General features: G+C 54.3%; 12 protein-coding genes. 4 read left to right on the top strand and 8 right to left on the bottom strand.

The features are described from left to right. From DWQ09_15785 to DWQ09_15750, 8 genes are all read right to left on the bottom strand, one after another. On the bottom strand, positions 1-210 hold a 210-nt coding region (locus tag DWQ09_15785), incomplete at its 3' end, for a transposase (protein KAA3626733.1). A gap of 672 nt (positions 211-882) precedes the next feature. Then, the gene (locus DWQ09_15780) at positions 883-2,163 is read right to left on the bottom strand and encodes a hypothetical protein (GenBank protein KAA3626744.1); all 1,281 of its coding nucleotides are present in this window, start codon (positions 2,161-2,163) and stop codon (positions 883-885) included. Positions 2,164-2,499: 336 nt separating this feature from the next. After that, positions 2,500-3,660, bottom strand: coding sequence for a thiolase (locus DWQ09_15775; GenBank protein ID KAA3626743.1), 1,161 nt, complete (start codon positions 3,658-3,660; stop codon positions 2,500-2,502). A gap of 5 nt (positions 3,661-3,665) precedes the next feature. After that, positions 3,666-4,046, bottom strand: a complete 381-nt coding sequence (locus tag DWQ09_15770) for a DNA-binding protein (protein KAA3626732.1) — start codon at positions 4,044-4,046, stop codon at positions 3,666-3,668. 36 nt (positions 4,047-4,082) lie between these two features. Continuing rightward, positions 4,083-4,832, bottom strand: a complete 750-nt coding sequence (locus DWQ09_15765; GenBank protein ID KAA3626731.1) for a FadR family transcriptional regulator — start codon at positions 4,830-4,832, stop codon at positions 4,083-4,085. Positions 4,833-4,931: 99 nt separating this feature from the next. After that, positions 4,932-6,362, bottom strand: a complete 1,431-nt coding sequence (locus tag DWQ09_15760; GenBank protein ID KAA3626730.1) for a MutL protein — start codon at positions 6,360-6,362, stop codon at positions 4,932-4,934. A 24-nt stretch (positions 6,363-6,386) separates the two neighbouring features. Continuing rightward, positions 6,387-6,812 (bottom strand): methylaspartate mutase subunit S, encoded by a 426-nt coding sequence (locus DWQ09_15755; protein KAA3626729.1) that lies wholly within the window; start codon positions 6,810-6,812, stop codon positions 6,387-6,389. Then, the gene (locus DWQ09_15750) at positions 6,799-8,316 is read right to left on the bottom strand and encodes a hypothetical protein (GenBank protein ID KAA3626728.1); all 1,518 of its coding nucleotides are present in this window, start codon (positions 8,314-8,316) and stop codon (positions 6,799-6,801) included. Before DWQ09_15750 ends, DWQ09_15755 begins: the two co-directional genes overlap by 14 nt. Positions 8,317-8,609: 293 nt before the next feature. Here DWQ09_15750 and DWQ09_15745 point away from each other — a divergent pair, with 293 nt between their 5' ends. The 4 genes from DWQ09_15745 (at position 8,610) to DWQ09_15730 (ending at position 13,557) form a co-directional block, all read left to right on the top strand. Continuing rightward, positions 8,610-10,118 carry a hypothetical protein gene (locus tag DWQ09_15745; GenBank protein KAA3626727.1) on the top strand — a complete coding sequence of 503 codons (1,509 nt, stop codon included), beginning with the start codon at positions 8,610-8,612 and terminating at the stop codon, positions 10,116-10,118. A gap of 196 nt (positions 10,119-10,314) precedes the next feature. Further along, on the top strand, positions 10,315-11,502 hold the full coding sequence (locus DWQ09_15740; GenBank protein KAA3626726.1) for a pimeloyl-CoA dehydrogenase large subunit: 1,188 nt from the start codon (positions 10,315-10,317) through the stop codon (positions 11,500-11,502). A 2-nt stretch (positions 11,503-11,504) separates the two neighbouring features. Beyond that, positions 11,505-12,659 (top strand): pimeloyl-CoA dehydrogenase small subunit, encoded by a 1,155-nt coding sequence (locus DWQ09_15735; GenBank protein ID KAA3626725.1) that lies wholly within the window; start codon positions 11,505-11,507, stop codon positions 12,657-12,659. 43 nt (positions 12,660-12,702) lie between these two features. Continuing rightward, complete coding sequence (locus DWQ09_15730) at positions 12,703-13,557, top strand: p-hydroxycinnamoyl CoA hydratase/lyase (GenBank protein ID KAA3626724.1); 855 nt, start codon at positions 12,703-12,705, stop codon at positions 13,555-13,557. The last annotated feature ends 7 nt before the right edge of the window (positions 13,558-13,564 follow it).

Raw genomic sequence — 13,564 nt, 5'->3', positions numbered from 1 at the left:
GTTGAACCAGTGTTGGAGGAAGTAGATGCGCAACATCCGTTCCAGTTCAATGGGGGGGCGCCCGTTTCCCGCTTTGGGGTAGTGGGGTTCGATGAGCTCACAAAGCTGATCCCATGGAACCACAGCATCCATCTCCGAGAGAAACTTCTCTCGCCGGGTTGGTTTTCGAAATTGCTCAAATTCCCCCGCGGCAAATGTTTGCTGTTTCATCGTTTTCTACCGGTTCCAAATAATGCGTGTATTGTCGCAAACTTTGGGACTTAATCAGAGATGCCTTAAGGGAGAGTGCGACCAGTTAAGGAATTCCTTGTAGCCGCACGCCCCCTGGAAATCGCCATGTGGGAGACGGAGCTCGCGTGTGCGCGTGATCAATATTGGCCGGGAGCCACACCGTTACCTTTACTAGTGCGAATGGGCCGGACCGGAGCGCGGCAAGCTGAACAGGACCTGTACAAAGAGCTGCGTAAATGATCGGCAACGCCAACGCCTGACGTCAAGACATACAGTGAGAAGGAGATAGAATCCTAATTGACCAGAATAGGCGTTAGTAAACGGGGGCAAGTCGAAGCGGGAGCAATGTGCATCGGGGACGACGTGCTTGTCTGTCTTTGGGGAGGAGAGAAACCGCATATTAACTCCCTGTTCGCACGCTGGACCGGTGAGATACCTGGCAAGAGATTATTTCCAGCAAAAGGATCGATATAAGGAGTAATGAGATCGCTCCAATCTATGGCTAGTAAGGATGCGGAGTATGGGGAAGAATTGTTCAAGGTGGACTTTTGCGATCGGCTATCAATAGAGTTGCGTGCCATCACATTTCTAGCGACTTTGGCTTGGACGCGACATCACTTCCCGTGTAACGATATACCCTCAACGATGTCATCAAGTACTGATCATCAGGTAGAGCCACGCCGATATCAGAGTCGTGCCGAGTAAGGTGAACGGGCCATTCCAGACGAGCCCTACTCGGTGTGCACTGACACCACCGAGATGCCCGATCAATAGTGTCGTGGCCGAGAACGGCGAGCTAGCTCCCCCAAGCGCCCAACCGGAAACAAGTGCTAGCACAATCAGATTTGGTGACACGCCAAGCTGCGCCGCGCTCGGAAGCAACGGACCGATTAATGTCACTGCAAGGATCGGGTTCATCCCGATTTGTCCGAGCAGTGGGACCAACCAGAGTACACCGATCAGGACCATTGGTGACGTTTCAGCCGCACCGGGGTGAGAGGTAATCCAGGGGGCAAGCAGTGCGGCTGCGAGCGTACCAATATAGCCCGCCATCGTTAATAGCACCAATTCGGGCGCATATGCAGGTAGCTGAAATGTGGTAAATGCGGTAAGGCGTTGGCGTATCACCTGTGGCTTCTCATCGACGATTGGCTGCGATTTCTGGATCATGATCCAAGTTAAGCTCAACAGTGGCACCACAATCATTACCACCACGACAGTGCGCTGCCCGGTAAGCCACTGCAGTACGCCGACAAGCGAAAGCAAAAGTAACAAAAGGCCAAACAGTGGTAGCAGTGCCTTCCAGGCATCTGGGGAGTGCGGCGGCGATGGATGAGGCGGAATCGCGACTCGGGGCCTATATAGGGTGTCGAGTGACCAGCCTAGCGTGCATAGCAGCAGCGCGGTGACGATGCCGTACGGTACTACGCCAGACCATGACGCACCGGGAACCACCGAGACGGAGATCACCATAGCCAAGGAAAGCGGAGACCAGCAGAGCACGGCAACGAAGCCGCGCTGCACGGCCAGCAACATGCGCCTTGTGCGGATGCCGCGGATAACTTCATCGGGTTCTGCTCGGAGACTGTGCTTGATCAAGCTGCCAAATAGCGAGATAACACCATAGGTCAGTACTAATGCGAATAGGTGTCCGCCAACAGTCAGGGCGAGATAGCGACGTCCCGGAGGTTGATTGGCGAGATAATACCCGCATTGGCTAATTGCCGCCGAACCAGCTGCTGCGGTGTGCAAGCAAGCCAGGGTGATGAAGAATGCCGCGATGAACGCGGTGCCGTTCAGTGCCCGCGAGATCACGTCGTTCCAATCCGGTAAGTTCATGATCGCCCAGACGGTTAAAGCGCCAGCGATTGCTAGAAACAGGCGGTGTGACCAGCCTACGCGGAGCGCTAATAGCATCAGGCAGCCTAGCATGCCGGCTCGGGCTAGAAGCCAGAACACGCCGAGGTCGCTCCATTCAGCGATCACTACGAGCGCTGTGGTCGCAACAAGCAATCTGCCGATAAATGGCGCAGGAGTGGTGGCCAGATTGCTCAACGGGTGCAGCCCATCTGGATCACAAGCTGATCGTGCAGCGCCGCGCTCTGGGTAGAAGTGTGTGAGCGGTTGAATCCGTGACGGCTCGTCGCACCTCGCCACCCGGTGACGCGCTCGACAGTCATGGGGAACATTTCGTGGCTTGGTCGAGTTCCGAAATCACACATGGGGTTGTATGCCGCTGGCGATTTCCTATTCGACTGGACCGCTGACTTATAGCGCCGTTGCGGTGCCCAATAGTGCAGTCGCTTGAGATGATGCGGCGACGCCCCCATTGCCCTGCACCAGCGCCACCGTCGCACCCTCAACTTGACGTGCACCACACGCACCACGCAATTGCTGCACGGCCTCGATTACGGCAAAGGCACCGTACATGTTAGGATGCACACACGACAGTCCGCCGCCATTGGTGTTTACCGGCAACAGTCCCCCCGGTGCTATGGCTCCATCACTGACAAATGGCCCACCTTCGCCCTTCGCGCAAAAGCCAAGATCCTCCAGCGCTAGTATTGTATTGATAGTAAATGCGTCGTAAATCTGTACGACGTCGACGTCTGCTGGACTAATCCCGGCCATGGCATATGCGCGTGGGCCGGAGTCGCAGGCCGGGGTTACAGTCAGGTCTTCCATACCCGACACTTGGCGGTGCCAGACCGCAGATGCGCACCCCAGAACATGCACTGGCGCGTGGATAAGGTCGCGCGCGCGGTCGGTTCGTACCATCACAAAGGCGGCGGCGCCGTCAGTCACTAGGCAGCAGTCATGGGCCGTCAGTGGGTCAAATAGCATCGGTGAGGCCAGCACTTCTTCGATAGTCAGTGATTCACGCGAAAAAGCTTCCGGATTGAGTTGTGCCCAGCGCCTCGCTGCGACTGCCACCTCTGCGAGGTGGCGCCTTGTCGTTCCGTATTGGTGCATGTGTCGCGCCGTAATCAGCGCATAGGCCGAGGGGGGGAGAAAAGGTTCATACGGCGATTCGAAGGGTGCCGGATCGAGCACAGATCGTGCTCGTGATTTGTTGCGACGGCTGCGAGTATTTGTGCGTTGTGTGCTCCCATAGCAGACTAGGACTGCGTCGCAAAGTCTCGCATTCAGGGCTAGTGCGGCTGGTAGCAGATGAGCAACGAAGGCGGCGCCACCGATGTTTGTTCCTTCTACGAAGCGAGGCCGCAGCCCAAGGTATTCGCAGACATTAAGCGGCCACATGGCAGAATTCAGATTGGCCGTGCACAGACCGTCAATCTCGCACAGGCTCAATCCAGCGTCCGCTACGGCTCTAGCCGCCGCTTCTGCGAGAATCTCGATATCACTGTACCCTGGCGCTTCGCCACAACCTGCAGTGCCGACACCGACGATTGCAGTAGAGCCGCGCAATGCATTCACGGCCCTGCATCCAGCGGTTCGAACATGACTAGTCCACGCCCGTCTTTATCCATCACGCGGGCAACGACGCGCATACCAATACGTACCTGGTGCGGTGCGATTCCTTCAACTCGACTCATCATTCGCACGCCTTCGTCAAGGTCGATTAAGGATACGTTTAGGTCACCTCCGGCATCAGATGTGCGCCGCACTGTCGTGGTCGAGTAAATGGTCCCTGTGCCGCACGACTCCACCCATTTCAATCCCCAGGTGCCGCAGTGCGGGCAGATCTGACGAGGATAGAATATATGGCGTTGGCAGCTACTACATAGCTGTATGATAAACTTTCCTTCGTTTAGCGCTGCCTGATATGCCGCTTCGGTGCCCTGATTGTCCATGTCCTCAGCCTACCCGCGATAGCCAAATTCGAAACCCTAAGCACTAAGGTGACGATGTAGTTTCTTCAGATGTGTGACCATCTGTTTGGTCGCTCGCTCCACATCGCGGGCACGAAAAAGACGGAAGAATCGACGTCGACTCCTAGCCAGATCGGCTAATGGGTCGGGGTCGATGTGCATAAGTTCATGGAGCACGACCTCGGTGACGAGGTCGACGATTACGCGCAGCGTATTATTATGGGTACAGGCAGCAACAAGTTGGTAGAACTGAAGATTGTGTGCAAGCCGGCCTGATTGAAGGGGATCCTCGGCTAGTGTAGCCGTTTCCTCGACATTCCTCTCAAGGGTGGCAAGGTCCTCTTCCGTGGCTCGTTTGCAAGCCAGCGGAACAACCATTTGCATGACCAAGACCCTCGCTTCTGTGAGACTCCCAAGTGATAGCCTGCCCAAATGAAATAGGTCGCGAATCGATTGGCTGAGTTGATCGGGGTAGCCATCTTGTATGAAAGCGCCACCCTTGACGCCTTTGCGGAGGGCAACGATGCCGCTAACCTCCAAGCTTCGGAGAGCCTCGCGTATCACGACTCGGCTTACCTCGAAATGTTCTGCTAGTTCACGCTCGGGCGGCAATTTGTCGCCAGGCCGCAAGTTCCCCGCGGCTACTTCGACTCGAATTTGATCGCAAACCTCTTCGAAGAGGCGACGCGTGGACACTCCACGAAACTTCGGTTTTGATCGGGCTTCCCTCGGCGTCTTTCGTTCAGCGTTGACTGGGCTGTCTTTCACTTTACTCTCCTGGTTGAAAAAATCCGTCCTACCAGTGAATACACATGATCCACGCTGCTTGTGGATGCCTCAACCTCACAGCAGGTAGTCTGTGTAACCTCAGGCAACGAATGAGTCGATGGAGATGGGTTGAAGATATTTTTTCGCGATACGTAACGCCTTGGTGGGAAAGTGCTCAGCCAACAAGCCAATTGCATACAGAAAGTATTCGCAGTCGATAAAGGTTTTGGGTGTTTTTGGTTTTAAGCTCCACGGTGAGTCGAGACTGAATTGGGCGGCTTGTAATATGCGTTCAGGGTGTCGACCGTACTTAAAAATTCCGCCAGTGCCAATGAGGTTTTCTATGTCGAGGAGATTCTTGCCAGTCTGCACCTTTATCTTGCCAACCACGCTGTACTCTTCGCGCAGTGTACCGGCGTGGCGTTGCATTGCGACTGACGTCGCATATTCGGCAAGCAGAATGTCGACGTCAAACGTCAGGGTATCTTCCGGCACATATCCGACGTCGGCTGACAGGGCGGCAATATGCTCCTCTAATTCGATGGCATCAGCGTTTGAAAACCGATGAATGGCGCGTAGCCTAGTTTCACCGTGTTCCTCACCCATCAGCTCGTATATGGTCGGGGCATTGTACCGAATACCCAGGTCACCCTCTACAGTTCGTTTTACGCGCGGTTCGGGGAGTCCGCGCACGAGTGTCTGTGGATCGGATGGCGTGCCGGAGCATACTGAATGAATGTTCGTGGTCGCACCACCTACTTCGACGATAGCTAAGGTACCGATACCCCGCTCTTCTGAGGTTCCGTCAGCGAGTAGGGCTGCTGCCTGCAGGGTCGCCTTAGGTGTTGGTACGATCTCGTTGTGAATGAATTCACGCGCGCTTGTCAATCCTTTCGCATCGGTAATCTGTGCTATGAAGATGTCACGGATCAACGCCTGCACGGGACCGACTTCAACTGCTTCCAGGCTCGGAAGGACATTTTGCGTAACAGCGACAGTCTTACCCTTTCCCTGCAGAATTGATTTGACCTGTTCGGAAGCGACGCGATTACCGGCTACAAGAATTGGACAGCTTAGTCTCGAATCGGCTAACATGCGCGCATTGTGTAAGATCACCTCTGTGTCACCGCCATCGGTTCCTCCGGTCAAAAGGATGATGTCGCAAGAGGCTTCTTCAAGTTCAAGCACGATGTCTGAATAGATCTTGAATCCGTAGGCGCTGACAACCTTGGCGCCAGCCCCCAGTGCTGCTCGGCGAGCAGCTTCGAGCGTGAGCGATGGCACAAGCCCGATGGCAGCCATTCGCAGTCCACCGGCAGCGCTGCTGGAAGCATATCGACCTCGAATATCCTTCTCGTCGATACCGCATTCTGCGATCAATGTAAAATAGGCTTCACTGAGCCCGATCGAAATATCCGTCGCTACCGTGGTCAGCGCCTGTGCCCTGCCGACCAACACTTCTTGATCAAGATCAACAGCGAGCACCTTGGTGTAGGTGCTACCTAAGTCAATTAGAATCCGGATATCCATCTCGGACCTAACCGTTTCCAGTCCTCAATCTTGGATCCTCAGATCCGCTTTTAGCGCAGCAATTACTTCCGCCACCGTTACTGTATTACGGTATACACGGTTGAAGCCCATATCGCGAAAGCGTTGCTCGATCTCCGGCCAATTGCGATCGAGTTCGAGCGATGCAGCGACATTACCCCCTGCATACAGAAGTATATCCCCCAAGCCAGCTTCAATGCACTTTTCGCGCAGTCCCTCGCAATCGATAATTCCCATACCGTACATGGAAGACACAAGAATCGCATCTGCATTTGTTTCAATAGCAGCATTGACAAATTCCTCCTGCGGCACGATCGCACCCAAAAAGGTGACAGCGAAGTCAGCATCGGTAAGTGCCTTCTGTAGCACCCAGGCACCAATCATATGGGCATCTGCTCCGATCGTTCCTATCACAATATTACCGATGGGCATATATATCTCCGGATGGTGACGCATCTCCGACTCGACCGGTTCCAGGTGAAGGTGGCAATGTGGAGGCGAACTGGATATCCTTGATCACGAGATCCAAGTTGGCATGACAGGCAAATCGACGTTCGCGCTCGGCAATCTTCTCTCGATGGTACTCCTTGACTTCGGAGGGCAGCGGGATGTTTCCGGAATCTAAATAGCGCACAGCGTTGTCCGCATCCCTCACAAGAAGAACTTTGCCGGGATTGTATTTCCAAGGCGTAACCATGGTGTCGATCCAGCCAGCATCAACGCCTCGGCACAAACCTATCGCCATGTCGCCATCGCCAAGCTCGAGGCATTTGTCGAGCAGGGTTCTTACCTCCCATTCGATCATCTTCTCTTCCAACCACAATGCTTCGCTTTCCGGGATTCTCTGTGTTCCCATGACTGTTAAGAGATGTCGAGCCAAACGTACGGATCTAGCCATGCCCTCCTTAGTGGGTGTCGCGAAGGCTTCATCCTGACATTTCAAAATGACCCCAGGAATCCCACCCATGACTGGGATTATTGTATTCCAGGCAATCATCGCATTGGCCTCATCATCACGCGGTGGCCACGCCCCAAGAAACGGAAATGTACCGGTGACGAACTCGACGTCGTGATGTCCGAAGCGCGCACAGTATTCGTAGCAGAGTCGCTCTGAGACTCTGATCATTGCAATATCCTGCACCAAATTCATTCCGATACCATGTGATAGATACTGACACTTTACGCCCTGCTCGGCGGCAAGTACGGCCTCAGTTACGTGTACGAAGCTATGGTAGCCTGCGCTGTCGTAGCCAGTGAGGTGCGTGGTGTTCCAAGGGCATTGTGGAACGCCATTTTCCTCATAGATCGCAGCTAATCGCGCATCGTACTGCATCAGCCGAATCTCATCCTCCAACGTAATAGTTTTCGAATGCGCAATGCATTCCTGTAGCGACGTTACTGAGTTCGCCGTCCAACCGGCGGCAAGTGCGATATCGGAGGCTAGGCGCGCATCTTCGTCGCAGGTGACAAAGTGCAGGGGTAGTTTCGACGCACGGGTGATTTTCCGCGCCTCATCAACGCCAAAGTTGACGATTGGCCAACCGTTTAGCATAGACATACCCTCTTTGCGGCTGCGCTCAATTCCTACAGCAGCTTTTCCATATTCCATTTTCCGCGTGTAGGAATCGGAATAGAGGTTCCAGGCCCCATGTGGGACGAGATCGGTTTCGTTCTCAACATAGTTGATACCTTCAATCATTAGCTCGGTCAGAGCCTTACCAAATTGAGGAATAAGGATGTGCTGTCCATCTCGTTTAGCAGCTAGAAATCGTTCCGCGTGATTTTTCTCGGCGGATAACTCGCTGGCTATGGCAATGCACTGATTGAGATCGGCAATAGCTTTCCCAGTTTCCCACTGTGGCAGGACTTCCTCGTTACGAATTCTATGAAACTCGCGATCGGACAATCGCACGTTACGAACCTTGGCTGAGTTCATTAGTACTCCCTAACGGCAGGTATTGCCGAAAATCGCGCTGATAGGCGGAATCCACATAGTAGAGGACGTGTGGTTGTGATCTGAACCATTATCGAAACTCCCCCAGTGAAAACTCAACCACCACATAATATAATGATAATAAAATAAGACCAATAGGGAATAGGACGAGGACAAGATCAAGTTCTGAGACGGCCTTTTGCTTGGGCGTTTTCGTCATGATTCCTAAGGCGGAGCGCTTGACAGAACTAGCAACCCGCAGTATGGTAGGACCATTATAACATAGTGAATCATCTATGGACATCTTGAAGGGGCGGACTCGGGCGGATAAAACCAAGGCGCTTGCCGAGTTTGCCGCGGAATTTGCTGCTGAGGCTATCCCAGGCGATGTCATACATGATGCTAAACGGTTGCTGCTTGACGGCTTGGGTTGTGCGCTGGGGGGGTTTACGCTCTCGGCCGGTCGAATCACTATTGAAGGATTTGGCCGCTGGAGAAGCGGACAAGGCGTGGGCGCTACAGTCGTCGGTGATGGGTGGCGGATGCCATCGGACCATGCGGCTTACCTCAATGCCCGGCTAGGCAACCTCATGGATATGGATGAGGTTCTTTTGAACATCGGGCACCTAAGTCCAGCAGTTCATTGGAGCGCACTGGCATTGGCCGAAGAGGAAAACGTCTCGGGTGCCGAACTGTTGACGGCTTTTACATTGGGCTTTGAGGTCGGTGCAAGGGTCTTTCTCGCGCTTGGCACGATTTTTGAGATTGAGGAAGGGCGTGCCATTCCCGCTGACACGACAGGGTTTGGTCACGCTGTCGTCGGTGGGGCGGCAGCGTGCGGACGTGTGCTTCGGCTCTCCGGCGAGCACATGGTCCACGCGCTTGCCCTTGGTGCGATGCACACACCTGCTCCACTATCCCATAATTCCGTTACCAATATGTCTATGGCCAAGTATCAAATGGACAGTGCAGCAAGTGGGGCGGTAAAGGGGGCGGTTCTTGCTGCCGCTGGCCAGACTGGGCCTGATGCCATTCTCGATGATGATGGCTATGCTCGGGCCATGGCGCGCAAAAGTTTCAATGCCGATGTACTAACCGATGGATTGGGAACGATTTGGCATCTTGGTGTCACGTCGATTAAGACCTTTCCACACTGCCGACACACCCACTACGCACTAGGGTTGGTTTGTCGGTTGGTCCGTGAGGAGAAGCTCCGCCCCGAGGAGATCGAGGGCATCCATGTGCGGGGTTTTTCCAGCTTCGCGGTTCCGCCGTGGAACAACTACGAGCCGCGCGATGCCTTCGATCTACAGTTTAGTCTACCTTTCGGCATCGCGCTCGCCGCAGCGGGTGTGCCGCCGGGGCCGGAGTGGATGAAGCCCGAACATCTGCGAGCCTCACAGATCCGAGATCTTGCCCGCCGAGTTACGAGCGAGGCCCATCCGGATATCCAGGAGCGGCTCCGAGCCGCATGGCCGGAGCCGTTGAAGGAGGTGCCGACAGAGGTGTCGATCAGTGCACGCGGACGCATATTCACCGCTGCGGATCACTTTGCGCCTGGTGATGGTTTCGCATCCACTCATCGATTGGATGATGCGGCTGTGATTGAAAAATTCCGCCGAAATGCCGAAGCAGTACTGCCCTCAGCTACTGTTGATGAGCTGATCGACGCGGTATTTCGAATAGATGAGCTTGAATCATTGTCCGAACTCACGCAGCTTATGATTGTTCCAGTCGCCATTACTAACCAAATGCAGTTGGGGCCGAATTGGCGAGATTTGAACCTGTCGAGCACGAATCAGTGAATTGGCTGAACACGATTACGAAGGTTACAGACATCATTGGCACTTGTTGCGTGGTTGCGACAATTGGAAACCAAGCGGTTTACTTTATCGAAGAGACGATGGGTATCAGATAAATGAGATATTTTAATCCTGATATCGGAGTGGGGTGCTCTCAAACGGATCAGAATGTGAAAAGTGATTGTGAAAGGACTGAGTAGTGGATCTTCGTTTTACACAAGAGGAATTGGAATTCCGTGAGGAAGTGCGGAGCTTCATCCGCGACACGCTCCCCGAATCGACTCGACAGAAACTCAAGCAAGGCCGTAGCGCTTCCAAGGAGGAAGTGGTGAACTGGCAGCGACTCCTTAATGCCAGAGGCTGGGCGGTACCTCATTGGCCACGCGAATGGGGTGGCACGGATTGGAGCCCCATCAAACGTTTCATACTGCGCACCGAAATTGAGCAGGCACCTGCACCACCGGTGCTGGTCTTCGGCGTCTATATGGTGGGGCCGGTTATTGCACAGTTTGGCAACGAGAGCCAGCAGCGCCGCTTCTTGCCGCGTATTGCTAATCTTGACGATTGGTGGTGCCAAGGCTTTTCAGAACCCGGTGCCGGATCTGATCTCGCCTCGTTGCGCACTTCAGCGCGTCGACAAGGCGACCGCTATTTGGTCAATGGGCAGAAGACTTGGACCACGCTCGGGCAGCACGCCGATTGGATATTCTGTCTTGTGCGCACGAATCCGAAAACCAAGAAACAGGAGGGTATTTCCTTCCTGTTGATTGACATGAAAAGCCCCGGCGTCACTGTGAGACCCATTATTACGATTGACGGGGAGCACGAAGTCAACGAAGTGTTCTTCGACGATGTAGAAGTTCCGGTGGAAAATCTGATCGGCGAGGAGAATCGAGGCTGGGAATACGCAAAGTACTTGCTAAACCAGGAGCGAACCGGAACAGCGCGGATCGGTCAGGCCAAAGAGCGCATTCGTCATCTCAAATATCTAGCCTCGCTGCAGTGCCAGGGTGGTGGTTCGTTAATCGAAAACGAAACCTTTTGGAATCGCATCGCCTCCGTCGAAGTGCAAATCAAAGCCCACGAAATCACGACGTTGCGGCTACTTGCTCTTGAGCAACAACGGGAAGTACAAGGGAACGATCCAGCGGCATCAATCATTAAGATTCGTGGTTCGGAAATCTTACAGGCAATCTCCGAACTATACCTTGATTTGGCGGGTCCTTACGCATTGCGTGCAGCGGCAGCAGAAGTTGCACCGGACTCTGAGCATGAATGGCCCGATATGGTCGTACCCAACTATCTCAATTGGCGGAAATTCTCCATTTATGGAGGTTCAAACGAGATCCAGAGGAACATTCTCGCAAAGATTGCTCTTGAGCTTTGACCATGGATTTCAAGTTCACCGAAGAACAACGTCTACTCGCTGACAGTGTCGAGCGGCTAATGTCTGACACCTACGACTTTGAGGCGCGAAAGGGATTTGCCGCCAGAGCAGACGGGTGGAGTCTCGAGATTTGGCGGCAGTATGCCGAACTTGGTCTACTTGCCATCCCCTTTGCAGAACGGCATGGTGGAATGGGCTGTGGTCCGGTCGAGACCATGATAGTCATGCAGGCGTTGGGACGTGCTCTCGCTCTCGAGCCCTATCTGGCAACAGTGGTATTAGGTGGGGGGTTGATACGCGAGGGCGGCGATGATGAGCAGTGTAAGGCACTTTTACCGCGCATCGTCTCAGGCGAATGGCGACTCGCATTCGCGCACACTGAGTCAACATCACGTCATGACCCGGCGCACGTCAGGACCACGGCCAGGCATGACGGAGACGGCTGGGTGCTCGACGGCGCCAAGACCATGGTGTTGCACGGCGATTGTGCTGATGCCTTGATCATTACAGCTCGTACGGAGACCGGCCACCCAGGCAAAAGCAGGATAGGTTTGTTTTTGGTTGATGACACCGCCCATGGATTGCTACGCACGGCTTACGCGACCATTGACGGGCGACGCGCCGCGGATGTAGTGATGACCGGCGTGAGAGTAGGACCAGAGTCGGTGATTGGTAATGCCGACGAAGCCCTACCAATCATTGAACGGGTACTTGACCATGCCATCGCGGCCTTAGCTGCTGAAGCAGTGGGGGCGATGACTGCCGCACACGAGAGGACCGTCGAGTACCTCAAAACCCGCGTCCAATTCGGCACTGCTATTGGTAAGTTCCAGGTACTTCAGCACCGTGCTGTCGACATGTTGGTATCACTCGAGCAGAGTCGCAGTATGGCGATGTTCGGTACGATGATGGCTGACTATTCGAACGCGCGTGAACGACGGCAGGCGCTGGCGGCCGTCAAAGTGCAAATCGGTCGTTCGGCACGTCTGATCGGCCAGCAGGCGATTCAGCTTCATGGCGGCATTGGGCTCGCTATTGAGCATGATATCGGACATTACGTGCAACGTCTCACAGCGATCGATATTCTATTCGGAGATGCCGATCATCACCTGTCCCGACTGGCTGCGGGCGGGGGGTTGTTTGCCGCCGAAGCGTAAGGGATTACGTCAAATCAAGTCTATTCAGTAAGGGGAACATTTGATGAGTAACTCGAACACTGTACATGAAGGTAAACCGTGGGGTAAGGACGTAGTTGTTGACATTGCAGACGGAATAGCTTGGGTAGCGATCAATCGTCCGGCGAAACTCAATGCGATGAGTGCTGAGTTGGCGTTCGAGATGCTCGCCACGTTGGATGCGTTGGAACTAGACGAATCCTGCGGCGTATTGGTATTGACCGGCGTCGGCGATTCGTGGTCTGCAGGTATGGATCTCCAAGACTACTTCCGTGCCGTAGATAAGATGAGCCCGATGGAAAAAGCGCAAGTCTATCGCGCTAATGCGGCTTGGCAATGGGGCCGCCTTGTAGACTATCCGAAGCCGACCATTGCTATGGTCAACGGCTGGTGTTTCGGCGGTGCATTCACTCCGCTGGTCGCTTGCGATCTCGCTATTGCAGCCGAGGATGCCGTTTTCGGGCTGTCTGAGGTGAACTGGGGCATCATCCCCGGGGGAATCGTCTCTAAAGTACTGACCGAGGTCATGAGCCAGCGCGACGCCCTTTACTACGCCATGACCGGTGAGAATTTCGACGGCCGAAAGGCTGTGGATATGCGGTTGGTTAACGAGGCTGTTCCTAAAGGTCGCCTTAAGGACAGAACTATCGAGGTGGCAAAGAGTCTCTTGGAGAAAAATCCGATGGTGGTGCGGGCGACAAAAACCGCCATCAAGATGTCGAAGAGCCTGTCGTGGGAGCAATCGTCTGAATACCTGCGCGCCAAGCTCGACCAAACCATTGCACTCGATCCGGAGCGTGGTCGTGAAAAGGGTATGAGACAGTTCCTCGACGAGAAATCATATAAGCCTGGGCTGCAAGCTTACCGCCGGGAAACGTGACGGGCAG

It is taken from the genome of Pseudomonadota bacterium, from assembly GCA_008501635.1.
Taxonomy (GTDB): domain Bacteria; phylum Pseudomonadota; class Gammaproteobacteria; order QQUJ01; family QQUJ01; genus QQUJ01.
Note: the sequence above shows the minus strand (reverse complement) of the source record. Positions and strands in the feature narration are given on the sequence as shown.